This window comes from Paracoccus sp. 08, from assembly GCF_024105395.1.
GTDB classification, from domain to species: Bacteria; Pseudomonadota; Alphaproteobacteria; order Rhodobacterales; family Rhodobacteraceae; genus Paracoccus; species Paracoccus marcusii.
The window spans coordinates 22,246-41,954 of record NZ_WEKR01000004.1 but is presented as its reverse complement, the minus strand read 5'-3'; the positions used below and the strand labels follow the sequence as shown (position 1 = coordinate 41,954).

At 69.3% G+C, this 19,709-nt stretch carries 19 protein-coding genes; 7 read left to right on the top strand and 12 right to left on the bottom strand.

Translation table 11 applies throughout. From position 1 onward, the window contains the following. Positions 1-53: 53 nt before the first annotated feature. Complete coding sequence (locus GBO37_RS01795) at positions 54-1,400, bottom strand: ActS/PrrB/RegB family redox-sensitive histidine kinase (RefSeq protein WP_252926734.1); 1,347 nt, start codon at positions 1,398-1,400, stop codon at positions 54-56. Positions 1,401-1,492: 92 nt separating this feature from the next. Between GBO37_RS01795 and GBO37_RS01790 the strand changes: the two genes are divergently transcribed. The 3 genes from GBO37_RS01790 to GBO37_RS01780 all read left to right on the top strand — a co-directional run bounded on the left by GBO37_RS01790 (position 1,493) and on the right by GBO37_RS01780 (position 3,143). Beyond that, complete coding sequence (locus GBO37_RS01790) at positions 1,493-2,122, top strand: SCO family protein (RefSeq protein WP_127897517.1); 630 nt, start codon at positions 1,493-1,495, stop codon at positions 2,120-2,122. Between the two features lie 77 nt (positions 2,123-2,199). After that, positions 2,200-2,751, top strand: coding sequence for an ActR/PrrA/RegA family redox response regulator transcription factor (locus tag GBO37_RS01785; RefSeq protein WP_042252328.1), 552 nt, complete (start codon positions 2,200-2,202; stop codon positions 2,749-2,751). An 80-nt stretch (positions 2,752-2,831) separates the two neighbouring features. Next, on the top strand, positions 2,832-3,143 hold the full coding sequence (locus tag GBO37_RS01780; protein WP_046000505.1) for an H-NS family nucleoid-associated regulatory protein: 312 nt from the start codon (positions 2,832-2,834) through the stop codon (positions 3,141-3,143). A 54-nt stretch (positions 3,144-3,197) separates the two neighbouring features. Here GBO37_RS01780 and GBO37_RS01775 read toward each other — a convergent pair whose 3' ends face one another. Genes GBO37_RS01775 through GBO37_RS01765 form a run of 3 tightly spaced genes read right to left on the bottom strand, consistent with a single transcriptional unit; the run spans position 3,198 to position 4,925 of the window. Beyond that, on the bottom strand, positions 3,198-3,806 hold the full coding sequence (locus GBO37_RS01775; protein WP_252926733.1) for an HD family hydrolase: 609 nt from the start codon (positions 3,804-3,806) through the stop codon (positions 3,198-3,200). 6 nt (positions 3,807-3,812) lie between these two features. Beyond that, positions 3,813-4,328, bottom strand: coding sequence for a protein-export chaperone SecB (secB, locus tag GBO37_RS01770; protein ID WP_252926732.1), 516 nt, complete (start codon positions 4,326-4,328; stop codon positions 3,813-3,815). A 57-nt stretch (positions 4,329-4,385) separates the two neighbouring features. Further along, the gene (locus GBO37_RS01765) at positions 4,386-4,925 is read right to left on the bottom strand and encodes an FxsA family protein (protein WP_252926731.1); all 540 of its coding nucleotides are present in this window, start codon (positions 4,923-4,925) and stop codon (positions 4,386-4,388) included. A 111-nt stretch (positions 4,926-5,036) separates the two neighbouring features. Here GBO37_RS01765 and GBO37_RS01760 point away from each other — a divergent pair, with 111 nt between their 5' ends. Together GBO37_RS01760 and GBO37_RS01755 are read left to right on the top strand one after the other, a co-directional pair. Next, positions 5,037-5,699: a Tim44/TimA family putative adaptor protein gene (locus GBO37_RS01760; RefSeq protein WP_046000502.1), complete on the top strand. Its 663-nt coding sequence runs from the start codon at positions 5,037-5,039 to the stop codon at positions 5,697-5,699. After that, entirely contained in the window at positions 5,699-6,310 is a 612-nt protein-coding gene (locus GBO37_RS01755; RefSeq protein ID WP_046000501.1) for a Smr/MutS family protein, read from the top strand. Before GBO37_RS01760 ends, GBO37_RS01755 begins: the two co-directional genes overlap by 1 nt. Before the next feature lie 51 nt (positions 6,311-6,361). Here the strand turns inward: GBO37_RS01755 and GBO37_RS01750 are convergent, their stop codons facing one another. The 3 genes from GBO37_RS01750 to hslV all read right to left on the bottom strand — a co-directional run bounded on the left by GBO37_RS01750 (position 6,362) and on the right by hslV (position 8,529). Next, positions 6,362-6,541, bottom strand: coding sequence for a PLDc N-terminal domain-containing protein (locus tag GBO37_RS01750; RefSeq protein WP_045981940.1), 180 nt, complete (start codon positions 6,539-6,541; stop codon positions 6,362-6,364). 62 nt (positions 6,542-6,603) lie between these two features. Next, entirely contained in the window at positions 6,604-7,911 is a 1,308-nt protein-coding gene (hslU, locus tag GBO37_RS01745; RefSeq protein ID WP_046000841.1) for an ATP-dependent protease ATPase subunit HslU, read from the bottom strand. Positions 7,912-7,974: 63 nt separating this feature from the next. Then, positions 7,975-8,529: an ATP-dependent protease subunit HslV gene (gene hslV, locus GBO37_RS01740; RefSeq protein ID WP_252926730.1), complete on the bottom strand. Its 555-nt coding sequence runs from the start codon at positions 8,527-8,529 to the stop codon at positions 7,975-7,977. Between the two features lie 99 nt (positions 8,530-8,628). On the opposite strand from hslV, the gene GBO37_RS01735 reads away from it, so the two are divergent. Further along, positions 8,629-9,528 (top strand): hypothetical protein, encoded by a 900-nt coding sequence (locus GBO37_RS01735; RefSeq protein ID WP_252926729.1) that lies wholly within the window; start codon positions 8,629-8,631, stop codon positions 9,526-9,528. A gap of 34 nt (positions 9,529-9,562) precedes the next feature. On the opposite strand, the gene trxA is transcribed toward GBO37_RS01735, so the two are convergent. The 4 genes from trxA to tsaE all read right to left on the bottom strand — a co-directional run bounded on the left by trxA (position 9,563) and on the right by tsaE (position 18,163). Beyond that, positions 9,563-9,883 (bottom strand): thioredoxin, encoded by a 321-nt coding sequence (gene trxA / locus GBO37_RS01730; RefSeq protein WP_046000498.1) that lies wholly within the window; start codon positions 9,881-9,883, stop codon positions 9,563-9,565. Between the two features lie 81 nt (positions 9,884-9,964). Then, on the bottom strand, positions 9,965-13,336 hold the full coding sequence (addA, locus tag GBO37_RS01725) for a double-strand break repair helicase AddA (RefSeq protein WP_244297791.1): 3,372 nt from the start codon (positions 13,334-13,336) through the stop codon (positions 9,965-9,967). Beyond that, complete coding sequence (gene addB, locus GBO37_RS01720; protein ID WP_252926728.1) at positions 13,329-16,799, bottom strand: double-strand break repair protein AddB; 3,471 nt, start codon at positions 16,797-16,799, stop codon at positions 13,329-13,331. The genes addA and addB overlap by 8 nt, the downstream gene beginning before the upstream one ends. Further along, complete coding sequence (tsaE, locus tag GBO37_RS01715) at positions 16,787-18,163, bottom strand: tRNA (adenosine(37)-N6)-threonylcarbamoyltransferase complex ATPase subunit type 1 TsaE (RefSeq protein WP_252926727.1); 1,377 nt, start codon at positions 18,161-18,163, stop codon at positions 16,787-16,789. Before tsaE ends, addB begins: the two co-directional genes overlap by 13 nt. Positions 18,164-18,262: 99 nt before the next feature. Between tsaE and GBO37_RS01710 the strand changes: the two genes are divergently transcribed. Further along, the gene (locus tag GBO37_RS01710) at positions 18,263-18,862 is read left to right on the top strand and encodes an SH3 domain-containing protein (protein ID WP_252926725.1); all 600 of its coding nucleotides are present in this window, start codon (positions 18,263-18,265) and stop codon (positions 18,860-18,862) included. On the opposite strand, the gene dapB is transcribed toward GBO37_RS01710, so the two are convergent. After that, positions 18,853-19,692 carry a 4-hydroxy-tetrahydrodipicolinate reductase gene (gene dapB / locus GBO37_RS01705; protein WP_252926723.1) on the bottom strand — a complete coding sequence of 280 codons (840 nt, stop codon included), beginning with the start codon at positions 19,690-19,692 and terminating at the stop codon, positions 18,853-18,855. The two genes, GBO37_RS01710 and dapB, sit on opposite strands and share 10 nt — an antisense overlap. Positions 19,693-19,709: the final 17 nt, after the last annotated feature.

The following is a 19,709-nucleotide window of genomic DNA, read 5'->3' as shown; positions in this document are numbered from 1 at the left end:
CTTCCGTTCGATGGGACCATAATCCGGGCTTGATTAACAGGGCGTTAAGAAACTCAGGCGTCGAAGGTCGGATTGTGTGCCAGCGCGATCCGGTCATGCGCGCGGATGCGGTCCAGCGGCCAGCGCACCGACACCATGGCACCCGGCCCGCCATTGGCAAAGGTCAGCCGCGCGCCCGACCGTTCCAGAAGGGTCTTGGCGATGAACAGACCCAGGCCCATCCCTTCGTAGCTGCCGCGCTGCGCCTCGGCGCGCCGGGTCAGATAGGGGTCGCCGATCCGCGACAGCAGATGCGGCGGATAGCCCGGCCCGTCATCGCGCACCGTGACGACCAGCGCGCCCTGCGTCACCTGGGTCTCGATCACGACGCGGCTTTCTGCAAAATCGACGGCGTTCTGGATCAGGTTGCGCAGCGCGTGGATAATGGCCGGATCGCGGTGGATCACCGGGCCTTCGGCATGGATCTCGATCAGGGGGCCGCGGTCCATGTGGGGCTGGGCGGCGTCCTCCAGCACGGCGCGCAGCGGGGCCGCGCGCATGTGCAGGTCGTCCTTGCCCGCGCGCCCCATGCTGCGCAGGATCGCCGCGCAGCGGTCGGCGCTGTCGCGCAGGGCGATGGCATCGGCATGCAGGTCGGGGCGGTCGCGCAGCTCGTCCGCCAGTTCGCCGGCGATCAGCTTGATGGTGGCCAGGGGGGTGCCCATCTCATGCGCGGCGGCCGCCACGACGCCGCCCAGATGCTGCAGGCGCTGTTCGCGCGACAGGGCCATCTGGGTCGCGAACAGCGCGCCCGAGGTGTCCGACAGTTCCGCCGTCACCCGATGCGCGTAGCCCGCAAAGAACACCACGCCAATGACCAGCGCGACCCAGTGGCCGACGGCCAGAATCGGCTCCATCCGCAGGATCTGGCCGTCCGGATCGCGCAGCGGCAGCCCGAAGACCGCCGCGACCGAGATCAGCGCCACCGTGGCCAGCCCCAGGGCCAGCACCTGCCGCGCGTTCAGCGACGCGGCCGCGATCGTGACCGGCGCCAGCACCAGCAGCGCGAAGGGATTGGCCATCCCCCCGGTCAGCGCCATCAGCGTCGAGATCTGGACCAGGTCGAAGGACAGCTGCCGCACCGCGCGCCCCGGAGAGGTCCGTTTGTGCGGGCGCAAAAACAGCCACAGGTTCATGGTGATCGACGCCGCGATCAGCAGGATGATCGGCGTCTTGACGAAGCCGATGCCCATCATCCACGCGACGATGACCGCGGCCATCTGCCCGCCGATGGCGAACCAGCGCAACAGCACCAGCGTGCGCATGCGGATCGGTTCGGCCTTGGGGGTGTCGATCGGCCGCGACATGGCCTGGTGCAGGTCGGGATCGGCGATGTCGTCGGGGGCTGTGGATGTGGACATCGTCGACCCTTGCTGCGACATTGCCCGATCTTGATACCCGCGCGCCGATGGACGATCAATGCGGGCATTTGACACGCGAAGGAGGCCCGCCAATGACGGACCGGAAAATCCTGCTGATCGGCACTGCGGCCGCCATCGGCGTGCTGGCGGGCGGGGCGCTTTTCCTGACCATGCGTCCGGGTGACGACCAGTTCGCGCAATGCAGCAGCAGCAGCGTCGCGGGGGGCATGGACGCCTTTGGCACACCCTTCACCCTGACGCGCGACGACGGCCAGCGTGTCACCGACCAGGATGTCTTCGACAAGCCGACGCTTCTCTATTTCGGCTATACCTTCTGCCCCGACGTCTGCCCCCTGGACAGCGCCCGAAACGCCGAAGCCGAGGTCCTGCTGACAGAGGCCGGAGAGGATGTGCAGACCGTCTTTGTCACCGTCGATCCCCGCCGCGACACCCCCGAGGTTCTGGCGGACTATACCGAATTGTTTTCCGACCGCATGATCGGCCTGACTGGCAGCGACGAGGAGATTGCCGCGGTAAACAAGGGCTGGCGCAATTACTTCAAGCTGAATGACGAAGAGGATCAGGAATATTATCTGGTCGATCACATGACAAATACCTATCTGGTGATGCCCGGCGGAAAGACGGTCGAATTCTTTTCCCGCGAAACCACCCCCGAACAGATTGCCGAGACCGTCGCCTGTTATGCCGATGCCTCTGCATAAGGCAGTTTGTCGCATGGGGTTTGATATTGCCCGCGCGACTTCCCATTTGCCGTTAAATTCCGTGAAAAGGCCAACAGATGGATCAGTTGAACGCACAAATCGGCCCCGACGCCTCGCTGCTGCTGGTCGACGATGACGAGATCTTCGTGACCCGCCTGGCGCGCGCGATGGAAAAGCGCGGGTTTCAGCCGGAAACCTCGCTGACCGTGGCCGGTGCGATGCGCCTGATCGAACGTCGTGCGCCCGCCTATGCGGTCGTGGACCTGCGTCTGGAGGACGGGAACGGCCTTGACGTGGTCGAGGCGCTGCGCGAACGGCGCGCCGATGCCCGCATCATCGTCCTGACCGGATACGGCGCCATCGCCACGGCCGTCGCCGCGGTGAAGATGGGTGCCACAGATTATCTGGCAAAGCCCGCCGACGCGAATGACGTGACATCCGCATTGCTGTCCAGCGGTGAATTGCTGCCGCCGCCACCGGAAAACCCGATGTCCGCGGATCGCGTGCGGTGGGAACATATTCAACGCGTCTATGAGCAATGCGAGCGTAATGTCAGTGAAACCGCGCGCCGATTGCATATGCATCGCCGGACATTGCAGCGTATTCTGGCAAAACGCGGACCACGATGACGATTTAAATATATTGAACGTTTAAAAAAACGGTCTATATTGGATGGGGATTAACATTCCCTATATAGAAACCGGAACCAATGAGCATCGATTTCGACACCATGTCCCTTAAGGAAATGCGCGACCTGCGGACCAAGCTGGATCGCGCGATCAACTCCTATGAGGACCGCAAGCGGCGCGAAGCCCTGACGGCCATCGAGGAAGCCGCGCGCGAGCATGGCTTCAACCTGTCCGAGCTGACCGGCGCCAAGACGCGCAAGTCCGGGACCGTCGCCCCGAAATACGCCAACCCGCAGGACCCGACGATGACCTGGACGGGTCGCGGCCGCAAACCGCGCTGGGTGCAGGAAAGCCTGGAAAGCGGCAAGGAGCTGGACGATCTGCTGATCTGATCCACGCATCGCCGACGTGATCGATAGGGGGTCCTTGCGGCCCCCTTTTGCGTATCAGCGTGTCTTGTCGATCAGGGCAATCAGCTGTCCGAACCGTTCAAGATACGCGGCCCGTGTCTGGGCGGGCGGGCGCAGGGTGATCTGCAGGTCTGGCAGCATCTGCGCCTCGGGGACGGGGAAAAGACGCCGCGCCTCGGGCAGGGCAAAGCCTGCGATGGTCACGGCCTCCAGGCGGGCGGACACGCGGKCGGCGGCCTTGATGCGCCGCTTGACCGCCACGGGCAGCGTCGCGGGCAGGCCGAACCGACGGTGGATGGCCGAGGCCAGCCGTTCATCCATCGCCCCGTATTCCCGCCCCAATGCCGCCTTGACCGGAGAGATCATGTCCCCGATCACGTATTCCGGCGCATCATGCAGCAGGGCCGCCAGCCGCCAGCAGGGATCGCCGCCGGGGTTCAGCCCGTCGAAGATCTGTTCCACCAGAAGCGAATGTTCGGCCACCGAATAGGGCCAGTCGCCGCGCGTCTGGCCGTTCCAGCGCGCGACGAAGGCCAGACCGTGGGCGATGTCCTCGATCTCGATGTCGAAGGGCGTCGGGTCCAGCAGGTCCAGCCTGCGGCCCGACAGCATCCGCTGCCAGGCACGCGATGCGGGCTTGGCCATCGGGCCTCAGGACAGGCGCTGATCGGCGGGTGCCGCCTGCGCGGTCTGGGCGCGGCGCGCGAGTTCCTGGCGATACAGCGCCACGAAATCGACCGGGTCCATGTTGAACGCCGGGAATCCCCCGTCGCGGGTCATGTCCGAGATGATGCGACGCACATAGGGGAACAGCATCCGCGGGCATTCGATCATCAGGAAGGGGTGCAGCTGATCCTGCGGCACGCCCTCGATCTGGAACACCCCGCCATAGTCCAGCTCCGCCAGGAACAGCGTCGCGCCGTCGCCCTTGTTGGTCGAGGTGACGCGGTACTTGGTGATCACCTCGAACTGGGTGTCGCTGCCGCGCTTGCGGGCGTCCAGGCTGACCTGGACGGTGATCTCGGGCTGGACCTCGCCCTGGGGTGCGCCCTTCTGGGCCACGGCGTTCTCAAAGGACAGGTCGCGGATGAACTGTGCTATGATCTGCATGCGCGGCTGTGCCGCTGCTGCGGGCTGTGCGCCGTTCTGCGGGGTTTCTTCGGCCATGGTCCTACCTTTGTGATGCGGATTTGTCCCAGCTTGTAGCAGGCCGGCCGCCTGCCCTCAATGCCGGGTCCAGCCCGACCCGCGTCCCGGCCGCGAAGGGCCCGTGTCGTCGGTGTCCAGCGGCAGATCGACGGGCGGACGGCGGTCGTCCTCGTCGGCCACGACGAATTCGCCGTCGATCACGCCCTTGTCATAGGGCGGGCGATGCGGGTCGCGGCGCATCGTCGCAGCATGCATCTGGACCCGCGATGCCCGTACGCGGCGCGCAAGCTGCGCCATCAGCATCGTCCGGACCGCGGGGATCAGCAGCAGCAGACCCAAGGCATCGCTGAAGAACCCCGGCAGCACCAGCAGCAGGCCCGCGGCGATGATCATCGCGCCATGCGCCAGCGGGCGTGACGGATCGCGCATCTCTGCCAGGCTGCGCTGGATCTGCATGCCGGCCCGCGCACCCTGGCTGCGCATGATGGCGACGCCGGCCACCGCCGACAGCAGCACCAGCGCCAGCGTGGGCCACAGGCCGATCAGGCCCCCGACCTGGATGAACAGCGCGATCTCGATGATCGGCACCACCAGAAACATGGCGATCAGCCGCATGTGAATTCCCCTTCCTGCCGGCGCGGAAACTGGACTTGCGCCAATGCACTCCCTACATAATGCACAGACCGCCCGATACCAACGACCCGTTATGACCCAGAGGTTGCCTGCATGTCCAACCCGCTTCTTCAGCTGATCGTCCTCGCCGGGATCGCGATCTTCCTGATCCTACGGCTGAAAAACGTGCTGGGGACGCGTGACGGCTTTGAGCCGCCGCAGGTCGACCAGCCGACAGCCAGCACCACGCCCGCCCGTTTCGAGGTGATCGAGGGGTCTGCCGACGAGGTCGATCACGACATCCTGGATCATGCCGAGGCCGGCGGTGCCGCGGCCAAGGCGCTGGCCGCGATGAAACGGGTCGAACCGTCGTTCGGGCTGCGCGATTTCCTGGGCGGTGCCCGCAGCGCCTATGAGATGATTCTGATGGCCTTCGAACGGGGCGATCTGACCGAGGTACGCCCGTTCCTGTCCGATCCTGTGGCAGAGGCGTTCCAGTCGGTGATCGACCAGCGCGTGGCCAACGGCCAGACGGTCGAGGCGACCTATCTGGGTACCCGCGACACCAAGCTGGCCGCGGCCGAGTTCGACCCCGCGACCGGTCTGGCCGAGATCTCGATCCGATTCGTCGGAGAGTTGATCGCCGCGACCCGCGACGCCGACGGCACGGTGATCGACGGCGATCCCAAGGCTTCGCGCAAGCAGAAGGACACTTGGACCTTTGCGCGCCGCATGGGCCAGGACGATCCGAACTGGCAGCTTGTCGCGACAAGCTGATGCGCCGGCGCAGGGGCCTGACGCCCGAAGACCGGGACCTGTGGTCCCGCGTCGCCCGAACCGCAGAGCCGCTTGACCCCAAGCGCAAAGGACAGGCCGCCGATCTGGCGGCCTTTTCCGCATTCGTCGCACCGCCCGCGGTCGCCCCGGCCGCCGCACCGCCGCAGCCGCAGGCGATGCCCCGGTTCCGCATCGGTCAGGCGGCCAAGCCCGCCACCCCCGTCGTCGCGCGCCCTCAGACCCCGGCCGAACGTCTGGCCCAAGCCGGGCTGCGGATGGATGCCCGCACGCATCGCAAGATGAGCCAGGGCAAGCTGCGCCCCGAGGCCCGTCTGGACCTGCACGGGCTGACGCTGGCCGCGGCGGGACCGGAATTGCTGCGGTTCATCCTGTCCTGCCATGCGTCAGGGCTGCGGCTGGTGCTGGTCATCACAGGCAAGGGGCGGGGCGATCACGGCCCGCTACCGACGCGGCCCGGCGCGCTGCGCCATCAGGTGCCCTATTGGCTGCACAGCCCTCCCCTGGCGGCGGTGGTCCAGCAGGTGACGGCCGCGCATTTCCGTCATGGCGGCGACGGCGCCTATTACGTCTATCTGCGCAGGCCGCAATGAAAGACGCCCCCCGAAATCGGGGGGCGCTGGCGTCAGGTCAGTGTGGTCGCGTCAAAGCCTGACGTTGGACTTGGGTCCGGCAAAGTACCAGATGATCAGGCCGACCACCGGCAGGATCACGATCAGCAGGATCCACAGGATCTTGGACTTGTTGCTGGCATTGGTGTTGATGATCTGCGCGATCGCCCAGACATCCAGTGCGAAGATGATGACGCTGAAAAGCCAACCCATTTGATCCGTCCCCTGTTGTGTTCAGCCAGCCAACACCACAGGCTGGCCGCAGGTTCCCCCGTTCACAGCACGTAGCGCGACAGGTCGGTCGACCGCGACAGATCGCCCAGATGGCGTTCCACGAAATCGGCATCCACGCTGACCGACTGGCCGCTGCGGTCCGGGGCTGTGAAGGACAGCTCCTCGAACACCCGCTCGATGACGGTGTACAACCGGCGTGCCCCGATGTTCTCCACGGATGCGTTCACCTCGGCCGCGATGCGGGCCAGCGAGGCGATGCCGTCCTGGGTGAAATCGACGGTCACGCCCTCGGTCTGCATCAGCGCGGTGTACTGGCGCGTCAGGGCGTTGTCGGTCTCGGTCAGGATGCGGATGAAATCCTCCTCGGTCAGGGCGCGCAGTTCGACCCGGATCGGCAGGCGGCCTTGCAATTCGGGCAGCAGGTCCGACGGCTTGGCCACATGGAACGCGCCCGAGGCGATGAACAGGATGTGGTCCGTCTTGACCGCGCCGTATTTCGTGCTGACCGTCGTGCCCTCGATCAACGGCAGCAGGTCGCGCTGGACGCCCTCGCGGCTGACATCGCCACCGCGCGCCTCGGCACGGGCGCAGACCTTGTCGATCTCGTCGATGAAGACGATGCCGTTCTGCTGCACGGCCTCCAGCGCGGTCGCCTTGACCGCGTCGTCGTCCAACAGCTTGTCGGCCTCCTCGGCAATCAGCAGCTCATAGCTCTCCGCCACCGTCACCTTGCGGCGCACCTTGCGGCCGCCGAAGGCCTTCATCAGCCCCGACAGATCCATCATCCCGCCCAAGGGCTGGCCTGGCTGGCCCGGCATCTCCATCCCGCCAAGCGGGTTGGAATTGTCCTGCACCTCCAGCTCGATCACCGTGTCGTCCAGCTCGCCGCGCTTCAGCTTGTCGCGGAACATCTGGCGGGTGCCGTCGCGGGCATCCTTGCCGGCCAGGGCCTCGACCACGCGCTCCTCGGCGGCCTTGTGGGCGCGGGCCTTGACGGCCTCGCGCATCCGCTCGCGCGTGTCGATCATCGCGGCATCCGTCAGGTCGCGGATGATCTGCTCCACGTCGCGGCCGACATAGCCCACCTCGGTGAACTTGGTCGCCTCGACCTTGATGAAGGGCGCATTGGCCAGCTTGGCCAGGCGGCGGCTGATCTCGGTCTTGCCGACGCCGGTCGGCCCGATCATCAGGATGTTCTTGGGATAGACCTCGTCGCGCAGGTCGTCGCCCAGCTGCTTGCGGCGCCAGCGGTTGCGCAGGGCCACGGCGACGGCGCGCTTGGCATCGCTTTGCCCGATAATGAACCGGTCCAGCTCGGACACGATCTCGCGGGGGGTCAGGTCACTCATGTCGTTCTCCACGGGGTCCGGCGCCGTGCACCGCGCGCCCCTTCTTCTTTGTCCAAATACCCATCAACCGATGGTTTCGACCGTCAGACGCCCGTTGGTATAGACGCAGATATCGGCCGCGATCTGCATGGCCTTGCGGGCGATCGCCTCGGCGTCCAGATCGCTCTCCAGCAACCCCCGCGCCGCAGCGAGGGCGAAGTTTCCGCCCGACCCGATGGCCGCCACGTCATGTTCGGGCTCCAGCACGTCGCCCGCGCCGGTCACGACCAGCAGATCGACCCCGTCGGTCACGATCAGCATGGCCTCCAGGTTGCGCAGGTACTTGTCCATGCGCCAATCCTTGGCCAGATCCACGCAGGCGCGCTGCAGCTGACCGGGCGCGGCCTCCAGCTTCTTCTCCAGCCGCTCCAGCAGGGTGAAGGCATCGGCGGTCGATCCGGCAAAGCCCACGACCACGTCGCGTCCGCCGGGGGTCAGGCGGCGCACCTTGCGCGCGCTGCCCTTCATCACGGTCGGACCGACGCTGACCTGCCCATCGCCCGCCACGACCACCTTGCCGCCCCGGCGGACCGCCAGGATCGTGGTGCCATGCCAGCCGGGAAACTTGTCATCAGCCATTGCGCGCTCCGTTCTGTCTTCGTTGGGGCAGCAGATATGGACGCCCCGCCCGGCTTGCAACCCGTTGAAAACCGTCCGGTCCCCCCCTAGCGTCGCGCCATGAGCGATCTGCTGCTGACCGTGTATCTGCATCCGCCTGTCCTGCAGACCGCGCAGGCGGGCAAGCTGGGCATCGTGAACCGCATCCGCGCGCTGCTGGAACCCCGGGGCTGGCAGATCCGCATCGCACGGTCCGGCCCCGATGCGCGCGCGCAGGCTCCCGACCGCCCCGGCCATGCGCTGTTCAACATGGAACGTCCGACCCATGACCGCGCGCTGACCTTTCGCCTCGCCTATCACTATCCCTACTGGCGGCTGGAGCGGGTGGCCGAACGCTGGCGCTGGCCCATCGCGCAGGCCTCGTTCGATCCCGCCCGGATCGAGGACGGTGTCGCGCACAACTTTGCCCGCCGCCTGCGCGACCGCGTGCTGCCGGGGCCGGAGCCGGTGCGGGGCGATCACATCCTGATCCCGCTGCAGGGCCACATCCGCCGCCAGCGCAGCTTTCAGTCGGCCAGCCCCGTCCAGATGATCCGCGCCGCCGCCCGCACCGGCCGCCCCTGCATCGCGACCCTGCACCCCAAGGAGGTCTATGACGATGCCGACCGCGCGGCCCTGGACCGGCTGGCCCGCGATCATCCGAACCTGACCATCGGCGGCGACACGGGCGCGCGCCTGCGCGATTGCGCCTTCGTCGTGACCCAGAACAGCGGGGTGGGCTTCGACGGGCTGATCCTGGGCAAGCCTGTCGTGCTGTTCGCCCTGTCGGATTATCATCACGTCACGCTGGATGCGGGGCACCTGGGCGCCGACCGCGCCGTGGCGATTGCCGCGGACCACGCACCCCCGACCGCGAAGTTCCTGGACTGGTTCCTGCGCCGCACCAGCCTGGACATGATGGCGCCCGATGCCGACGACCGCCTGCTGGCGGCCATGAAAAAAGGCGGCTGGCCCGTCTGAGGGGCCGCCGCCTTTCGCACAAATCAGGCAGAGATCAGACGGATTCGTCGATCCAGCTTTTCAGCGCGGCCTTGGGGGCGGCGCCCATGCGGTTCGACACGACCTCTCCGCCCTTGAACATGAACAGCGCGGGGATACCGCGCACGCCCAGGGCCGCGGCCTGTTCGGGGTTCTCGTCGACGTTGATCTTCACGATCTTGACCTTGCCCGCGTATTCGTCGGACAGCTCTTCCAGGGCGGGGCCGATCTGCTTGCAGGGACCGCACCATTCGGCCCAGAAATCGACGATCACGGGGGTGTCGGCCTGACGCACTTCGGCGTCGAATTCAGCGTCGTTCACATGCACGGTGGCCATGTTCGGGCTCCTTTTGGGGATGGGCCGGACGGGCCGGCAGGTCGGGTTCTGTCCAACAGGTATGGGCCGCATGGGGACGGGTCAAGGGGCAGGGGTCGCCTTGACCATCCCCGCCATCACCCGGTCCAGCAGCGCATCGGGAAGCGTCATCAGGCTGCGCGTCGCCGTCCACAGCACCGCCATGCGGATCGGGCGGTCCGGCCAGATGCCCCGCAGCGCCGCGCGATAGGCCGCCATCTGCCGCAGGATGCCCTCCGGCACGGCATCGGCATCCTGTGGCACGTCGGCATTGGTCTTGTAGTCGACGGCCGTGATCAGCGCGTCGGTCACCACCAGTCGGTCGATCACTCCGTTCAGCGTGCCCAGGCCCGCGACGGGCGCGGTCAGCGCGACCTCGGACAGGATGGGCGCGTCGTCGCCGGGCTGCAGCACCTGCGTCAGGGCTGGCGCGGACAGGACCGCGTAGGCCTCGTCCAGCAGGTCGGCCATATCCGGGGCGTCGGGCAGGCCGCCTTCGGCCCCCGACAGGATCGCACGGGCGATGCGCGGCCAGTCGGATGCGGTATGGGCGGGCAGATGCTCCAGCAGCAGGTGCAGCCGCGTGCCGCGCAGCATCGCGGCGTCGCGGTCGCCCGCGCTGGTTCCGGCCAGCACCTTGGCGCCGCCCAGCCCGCTGGCCGTCACCGGGCCTACGAAATCAGGCGCGGGCGGGGCCATGCGCAGCGCCCAGTCCGGCGCCGCGACCGGCACGGCTGCATCGGGGGCTGGGCTTTCGGCCTCTGCCGGCCAGTCGCCCCAGGACAGGCGCAGCCCGGTGCCGACGCCTTCGATCGGCAGGTCCTGACGCGTCAGGGCGGTGCGGCCCGCGCCTTCGGCGACCATCGCGTGCCAGCTGTCCAGCCCCTCGCCCGTATCGCCGGCTGCGGCCACGATCAGCCAGCTTTCGGCCCGCGTCATCGCGACATACAGCAGGCGCCGCCGCTCTTCATCCTGCCGCCGCTGCCATTCGGCGACGGCCATCGCGACCGCGTCGCAGCGTTCGGGCGCGGCGCCGCGCCAGACCGGCATGTCGTCCAGACGCACCAGCGCCTGGCGGTTGTTGGGCTTGCGGACCTGGGTCTCGGGCAGGATCACCACGGGGCTTTCCAGGCCCTTCGATCCGTGTACCGTCATCACCCGGATCAGACCGCCCGCGCCGCCGGGCAGCTGTCGTTTCACCTCAACCTCATCCTGGGCCAGCCAGACCAGGAAGCCGGTCAGGGACGGGGTTTCCACCTGCTCATAGGCCAGGGCCTGGGACATCAGCTCGTCGATGCCGTCCACGGCCTCGGGGCCAAGGCGGGCCAACAGGGCGGCGCGGCCGCCATGGCGGGTCAGTAGCCGGGCGATCAGGTCGTGCGGGCGCAGATAGTCGGCCTGCCCGGCCAGGTCGTTCAGCACCGCCTGTGCGTCCACGTGGGACGATTCGCGCAGGCGCATCCACAGGTATTCGCGCGACCGGCGGCCATGGGCCAGGCGGTACAGGTCGTCCTCGGACAGCCCGAACAGCGGAGAGCGCAGCGCAGCCGCCAGCGACAGGTCGTCCTCGGGCGTGGCCAGCACCGACAAGGTGGCGATGATGTCGCGTACGGCCAGCTCGCCCGCCAGGCGCAGGCGGTCGGCCCCCGCCACCGGCAGGCCCGCCGATTTCAGCGCCGCGATCAGCGCCGCGAACAGCGTGCCGCGCCGCTGGACCAGGATCTGGATGTCGCCCGCATGCAGGGGCCGCGGCTGGCCCGATTTCGCGTCGATGATGGGACTGCCCAGCATCGCACGGATCTGGATCGCGACATGGCGGGCCAGCTGCGTGTCGGCGTCGTTTTCGGACGGCGCATCGACCGGGCGGGTCCAGTCCTCGGGGTCGGTCTTGTCGGGCTTGGGCAGAGCGGGCCAGATGTCCACGCGGCCGGGCAGGGCCGCCTTGAAGGCCACGTGCCGGGGCGGATCGCCCAGGCCCGTCGCGGCCTCTCCCTGGAACACCGCGTCGACCAGCGCCAGCACGGCGGGCGACGACCGAAAGCTGTGGGCCAGCCCGCGCTGCTGCATGGGCGCCTGCACGGCCTGGAAATCGGCGGCGAAGCGGTCGCGCATCGCCTCGAACACGGTGATGTCGGCACCCTGGAACGAATAGATCGACTGTTTCGGATCGCCCACCACAAACAGCGTTCGGGGCCGGTCATGCGCGCCGGCGCCGCTGGTAAATTCGTCGGTCAGGCGGCGGATCACCCGCCACTGGCCGGGGCTGGTGTCCTGCGCCTCGTCGACCAGGATATGGTCGATGCCGCCGTCCAGACGCCACAGCACCCATTGCGCCATGCTGGATTCCTCCAGCAGCGCGGCGGTGCGGCCGATCAGGTCGTCGAAATCCAGCCAGCCCTGCGCCGCCTTGGCCGCGTTCATGCGCGCCGCGAAGGCATGCCCGAACCGGTGCAGCGCCAGCGTGCGTTCCGCCGCCGCCAGGGCCAGCGCCTGCGGGCGGGCCAGCTCGACCCGCTCCATCAGGGCATCCAGATCGTCCATGAAGGGGGCGCAGGGGCCGGTGGCCATGGCCTTGGTCGGGATCTTGCCGGTCTTGGCGCCGAACGGCACCTTGGCGCTGCCGCCGAACAGCAGACACCCGAACAGGCGGGACAGGTCGTCCATGCCGGGATCGCGCCAGTTCACCTGCGCCAGCGCCTCGGCCAGCTTGACGTCATTGGCGGAACTGCCCCGCAGCGGCGGGATCACGGCATCGGCCAGATCACCTTCGCCGCCGGTGAAGACCCCGGCCAGCAGGCTGTCCGCCGTCAAACCGGGGGGCAGGTCCAGCGCGGCCCAGATCGCCGCCGCGTCGGGGGCGTCCGCGTAATCGGCCAGGGACAGCCCGGCCAGGAACCCGTCCAGGTCGTCGCCCCCCTGAAGGCGGGTCAGGTCCGCGATGGCGGGGTGGGATTCTTCGGCCATCGCCTCGATGATCTCGGCGCGCATGGCGCGGGCGCTGCGGTCGTCCAGTTCCGCGAACCCCATCGGCACCCCGGCCTCCAGCGGAAAGCGGCGCAGGACGGCGGCGCAAAAGCTGTGGATCGTCTGCACCTTGAGGCCGCCCGGCGTCTCGATCGCGCGGGCGAACAGGCGCCGCGCGGCGGGCAGGTCAGGATCACCCCCCTCGCCCAGCTGGGCCAGTTCGGCACGCAGGGCGGATTCGGGCAGCATCGCCCAGGTGCCAAGCCGCGCCAGCAGGCGGTTCTGCATCTCGGTCGCGGCGGCCTTGGTATAGGTCAGGCACAGGATGCGTTCGGGCGGCGTCCCCGCCAGCAGCAGCCGCGCGACACGGTCGGTCAGCACGCGGGTCTTGCCCGACCCGGCATTGGCCGTCAGCCAGGTCGAGCGCAGCGGATCGGCCGCCGCGATCTGGTTCAGCGTCGCCTCATCCATGATGATCGCCCACCTTTCGCGGCGCCGCGGCATCGGTCAACGCCCATTCGCCGTACCGCGCCAGGTGATCGTAATCGCCCGCATAGGACGTGCTTTGGGGCGCACGCATCGCGGTGAACCCGGCCTCTCCGGTCACATAGGACCGCAGCAGACGGACGAAGCCGTCCCAGGTCTCGGCCTCGATCAGGTCGTCATGCTCGCGCGGGTGGGTCTTGCCCTCTCCGCCCAGCTGGATGTAGCGCAGGCCCGCCACGTCCACCGGGCCAAGCGCGTCGAACCCGCCGCGGCGCGCCATCGCGGCCTCCAGCATCAGCTGCTTGTCGAAATGGCGGATCATCGCGTCGGTCGGCGGCGTGCCGGATTTGTAGTCATAGACCACGACGCGGTTGTCGGTCAGCAGGTCGATCCGGTCGGGCTTGGCGGTCAGGGTGATGCCCAGGTCCGCCACGGGCACCTTGCCGCGATGCTCCACGACCATCGGCCGCCCCTCGGCCAGGCGGGTCAGCTCGTCCGCGACGATGCGGTCGGCGATCCGCGCGATGCGCGCCGACCAGAAGGCGCGGGCGGCGGGCCAGGGCACCTCGTCCTCCAGCACCCGGTCGGTCAGCGCCAGGAACCGGTCCCTGAGAACCTCGGGCGGGGTGTCGGGGGTGGGATGGCTGTGCAGCAGCGCCTCGACGATGGCATGCAGGGTCTGGCCGCGCAGCGACGCGTCGGGCTGCGGGCGCAGCGGCGGCAGCGCGCGCAGGCCCAGAACGCGCTTGGCATAGACCGCATAGGGGTCGCGGATCAGCAGCGACACGTCCGTCACCGGCAGGTCCGGGAACAGAGGCAGCGGCGGGATAGGCGAGGGGCGCGCCGCCGGGGGTACCGGGGCGGGGGGCCGCGCCACGGCCTGCGCCAGGGCCAGCCATTCCGCGCCGCGCGTCCGCATCCGGGCCAGCGCCTCTGGACCGCCGCGATCCGGCAGCCCGCCCATCAGGTTCAGCATCCGGTTCAGCCAGCGCGACGGGATGGTCTCGGCCTCGGCATCGCGTTTCGCGCGGGTCAGATAGACCCGGTCGGCAGCCACGGCCTGCTGAAAGTCGTGCGCCGCCAGCCCGATCTGGCGTTCGGGCAAGGGCAGGCCCGCGGCGGCACGCATCTGGCGCGACAGCCAGGGGTCGGGCGACAGGGCCTGCGGCCAGCCCCCCTCGTTCAGGCCGGACAGGATCACGGTGCCGTGGCCGTGCAGACGCGCCTCGCGCGGGCCGTGGATGCGCAGGCAGTGATGCGCCTCGACATCGTCGCGCACCGCCTTGGCCTGCAGTTCGGTGACCAACAGCGCGCTGAAGTCGCCCGGGCCGATGTCGGGGCCAAGCGCCGCGTGTTCCACCAGATGGTCCAGCACCGCGCGGGCCATCTGCCCGGCCTTGTCCTGCCACAGCTGAGAGCGTTCCGCATCGCCATCCGGTCCCGCCGCCAGGGCCTGGGCCAGGTCCAGCAGGTCGGCCAGCCGATGGGGCAGGGGCCGCGGCGCCCGGTCGCGGGCCACGGCGGTGATGCGCGACAGCATCGCGGCCAGCCATTCCGCCCAGATCTTGCGCGTGCCGTCGCCCTTGGTCGCCCAATCGGCCAGTGTGGCGGCATCGGGAAAGGCCGGGCCGTTCCGGCGCAGCTGCAGTTCCAGCTCGCGCGTCTCGCGCAGCATGTCGTTTCGCCCGATCGCGGACGATCCGGTCGCGGTCAGCGGATGCTTCAGCAGGATCAGCAGCCGGTCGATGGTCAGCGGCTGACCGAACAGAGCGGCCACCTGGCGCAGGAACAGGCCCGGCGCGGTCAGCGGCAGGGGCCGGCCCGCGCTGTCGKCGGGGCGGATGTGCCAGCGGTCCAGCGCCGCGGTGACGCGTCGGATCAGGCCGCTGTCGGCCGCGATCAGCGTGACCTGTTCGCCGCCGCGTTCGGCCGCGTCGCGCATGATCAGGGCGATGGTCTCGGCCTCCTGGCCGGGCTGGTCGGCCTCGATCAGGGTCAGGTCGGCCGTCGCGGGGATCAGGTCGGGCAGGGCGGGGCCCTCGGCGATCCACTGGTCGGTGACCGGCGCGGGCCGCAGCGCCAGAGAGATCAGCCGGTTGCGCCCCTCGGATGGCGGCCGCACCGCGGTCCAGCGCTGCGGATAGCCCGCCTCCGCGATCAGCGGCGCGAACCGCGCCTGCGGGTGATCGTCGGCGCGCTCCAGCCCGTCCCAGACCGGGGCGGGCTGGTCGAAATCGAAACCGGGCAGCACCACCGCGCCATTGGGCAACGCAGCGACCGCCTGCATGTACAGACGCGTCGCCCCGTGCGATCCGGTCGACCCCGCGACGATCACCGGGCCCTGCGGCAGATCGATGCCCTGCGGCCAGTCGCGGGCGGCGGCCTCGGCCGCGGCGCGCTGGCGGGCGGGGCGGTCCTGGGACGGATCGCCCAGGTGGAACTGGGCCGCGATGCGCAGGAAGGCCAGCGCGTTCTGCCAGTGGCGGGCATGATCGCCGGTGTCGATCGCCTCCAGGTCGGACAGGTCGCGGCCTTCGGTCTGCATCTCGACCATCAGCTGGGACAGGGACTGCGCCAGCACCGGGATCGAATGACCCGCCCCCAGATCGGGGCGCAGGGCCAGCATCTGCGCGATCAGCCGCGCCAGTTCCAGCCGCCGCGCCAAGGGCGGCACCGGCGGGTCCGGCATGACCAGGGGCCCCGGATCGACCCCGGTGATCGATCGGATCTGCGGCAGCAGCAGCGGCCCCGCCCTGTCGAAGGCGCGATACAGCGCCCCCCGCGTGGACGCGGCGTTGACGAAGACTGTGACCCCGGCCAAGGCCTCGGGCGGCTGGTCTGCCATCCGCTCCAGCAGGCCCCGCACGAAGGCGTCGGCAAAATCCACGCCGGGGGGCAGCGCGTAAAGACCGCGCATCTCAGCCATGATTTCGGCCAGCCGATCGGTGCGGATGATCTGGGCGCCCGCATAGACATAGTCGCCCCGCCGGCGCAGGCGTCCGCCATCCAGGCTGAAATCGCCCGCCCCCTGCCGCGCCGTGGCCTGGGCCAGCGGCACCAGCGCCAGCAGCGCGTCCATGCGGTCGTCCCACGCCGCCATCAGCGACGACAGGACGTTCGGCCCGGTCCAGACCACGTCGGGGTTCAGCGTCATCACCGGCCCCGGTCCCAGCTGGGGCAGCGCCTGGCGCAGCCCGCCGCCGGTGTCCAGGATCAGGTCCGGCTCGGCGCTGATCGCGACCTCCTGACCGGCCAGGTGCCGTTCGATCTGATCGCCCAGGTAATGCGTGTTGACCACGATGGGCGCGGCGCCCGCGTCGCGACCAAGGTCCAGCGCGCGGTCCAGCAGGGTGCGGCCCGCGACCTTGATCAACGGTTTCGGCCGGTCGTCGGTCAGCGGGCGCATCCGCGTGCCCAGGCCCGCGGCAAAGATCATCAGGGACGGCATCGGGCGATCCTTTCGCGCAGGGCGGCGTCGGGGGCGGGCACGTGCGCCAGCATGGCCCGCAGAGGCGCCAGCGCCGGATGCGCCAGGTCGCGCTGCAGATGCGCCCAGACCCGCGGCATGAAGGCCAGATAGCGCGGCTTGCCGTCCCGGATCGCCAGCCGGGCAAAGACACCCAGGATGCGCAGCGCCCGCTGTGCGCCGATCAGGGCATAGGCGGCGCGGAACGGGGCCTCGGCCACGCCGGTCGCGGCCAGATAGCGGGCGATCTGCGCCTGTTCCGTGGCCGGGTCCACGTCGCGGCGCGCGTCCTGCAGGGCGGATACCAGGTCATAGGCCGGGTGCGCGGCCACCGCGTCTTGATAGTCCAGCAGACCCAGGGGCGCGTCGCCGCGCCAGACCAGGTTCTCGGCATGGAAATCGCGCAGGCTGATGGCGGGGGGCAGGTCGCCGCACAGGCGGTCGTGCAGATCGGCGATCAGCGTGGCCAGGTCCGGCAGGTCGGCCCCCGGATAATAATCGACGAACAGCGCCGCCAGATCGCCCATCGCCGGCCCGTCCAGCGGCGCCACGAAAGCGGGGACCGGCTGACGGTGCAGGTCGACCAGCAGGTCGGTGATGCGGTCGTGGATCTGCGGACCCAGATCGGGCCTGTCGGCCAGCACCCGGGCCACCAGATCGTCGCCCAGATCCTCCAGCAGCAGGAACCCCTGATCGGCGTCCTGCGCCAGAACCCTGGGCGCGCCGAACCCGCGGCCGCGCAGCCAGTCGGTCATCGTCAGGAACGGCCCCACGGACCCCGACGGGTCGTCCATCAGCACGCCCACCCCCGGCAGCCGGAAATACCGCCGGGCCGAGGCATCGCCCGCCAGGGGCAGCACCCGCGCGTCGCCATGCCCCGCCGCGAGGACGAATGTCGCCCGCGCCGCCAGACGGTCCGCGCCGGGGAACGCCATGTCGATGCGGCGCAGGTCAGGGTCCGGGTCTGCGCCGATCGCGATGATGATGGCGCCGGGCGGGACGCGCTCCAGCCGCTCGGGCCATTCGATCAGGCAGATCGCGTCCTCCATCGCTTCGTCCAGGCCCAGTTCGGTCAACTCGGACGGGTCGGTCAGGCGGTACAGGTCGGCATGCCAGATCTGCGTGCCCATCGGGTCATCATAGGTCTGGACCAGTGTGAAGGTGGGACTGGGCACGTCCTCGGCCGCATCGCCCTGGCGGGCGCGGATGAAGGCACGGGCGAAATGCGTCTTGCCCGCACCCACCGGACCGTCCAGCAGGATCGCCGCCGGGGGCGCGATCTGGGCGGCCAGCATCCGGGCCAGGGCTGCGGTCAGGGTCTCGGTGGCGATCAGGCGCGTGTTCATGCCCCGGTTCTAGCCTGTCGCGCGGGCGGGGGAAACAGGGCGTGGATGGACGGCGCGCGCGAATGCGCTAGGCTGACGGCGAAACCGACCGGAGGCCCCATGCTGCGCACCGCCCTTGTCCTGACGCTGGCCCTGTCGGGCCCGGCACTGGCCACCCAGGAATACATCCTGCCCACCCTGTTCGACGTGGCGCGGGTCGCGGCCGACGACGTGCTGAACATCCGGGCCGAGCCGGATGCCTCCGCGCCGATCATCGGCACGCTGGCCTTTGACGCGACCCACGTCGAGGTGGTCGAGCAGCGCGCCGGCTGGTCGCGCGTCAACACCGGAGAGGGGTCGGGCTGGGTGTCCGACCGCTATCTGGATTATCGCGTCGACGTCTGGCAGGACGGCGCCCTGCCCGCGGCGTTCCAGTGCTTTGGCACCGAGCCGTTCTGGGCCTTCATCCCGCAGGGCGACAGCGTTGTGCTGGGCGGTCCCGACATGCCAGAAGACACGCGCCCCGTCCGGGCGGTCCTGTCCACCGGCATCTTCCGCGACCCGACCCGCGCGGTGGTGGCCGACGGGCTGACCCTGACCGCCATTCCGCAGCTGTGTTCGGACGGCATGTCGGATCGCCTTTTCGGGATCCGCGCCCATGTGGTCATCCACGGCGACGCGCCGCGGATGCTGTCGGGGTGCTGCTCCATTCAGCCCTGAAGGCCGAGGACGTCCATCATGTCGTACTGACCCGGACCCTTGTCCTGACCCCAGACCGCCGCGCGGATCGCGCCGCGGGCAAAGATCGCGCGGTCGGTGGCCAGGTGGCGCAGCACGATGCGTTCGCCGTCGGCGGCAAAGATCACGTCATGTTCGCCCACCACGTCGCCCCCGCGGATGGCGGAAAAGCCGATGCTGCCCGGTGCGCGGGCCCCGGTGATGCCGTCGCGGGCCGACACGCGCAGGTCGTCCAGCGCCGCGCCGCGTCCCTGGGCCGCGGCTTCTCCCAGCATCAGGGCGGTGCCCGACGGGGCGTCGACCTTGTGGCGGTGATGGCTTTCGACCACCTCGATGTCCCAGTCGGTGCCCAGGGCGGCCGCGACCTTGCGGGTCAGCCCGACCAGCAGGTTCACGCCCAGGCTCATGTTGCCGGCACGGATGATCGGCGCGTGGCGGGCGGCGGCCGCCAGCGCGTCCAGGTGCCGCTGCTCCAGCCCGGTGGTTCCGATGACGTGGACGGCGCGCGCCTGGGCGGTCAGTTCCGCGAATGCCACCGTGGCATCGGGGCTGGKGAAGTCGATCACCGCCTGCGCCTGGGCGATGGCCGTCACCGCGTCGTCGCTGACCGTGACGCCGGCCGGCGCGCGCCCCATCGCGGTGCCGATGTCCTGCCCGATCCAGTCGTGGCCTGCGCGGTCCAGCGCGCCGACCAGCCGCAGGTGGTCGCTGTCCAGGATCAGGCGGATCAGCATCCGGCCCATCCGGCCCGATGCGCCGGTCACCACGACGCCCGGCCGCTGCGGCTGATCGGTGTTCTGCAAATCGCTCATGGTCCACCCCTGTTGGC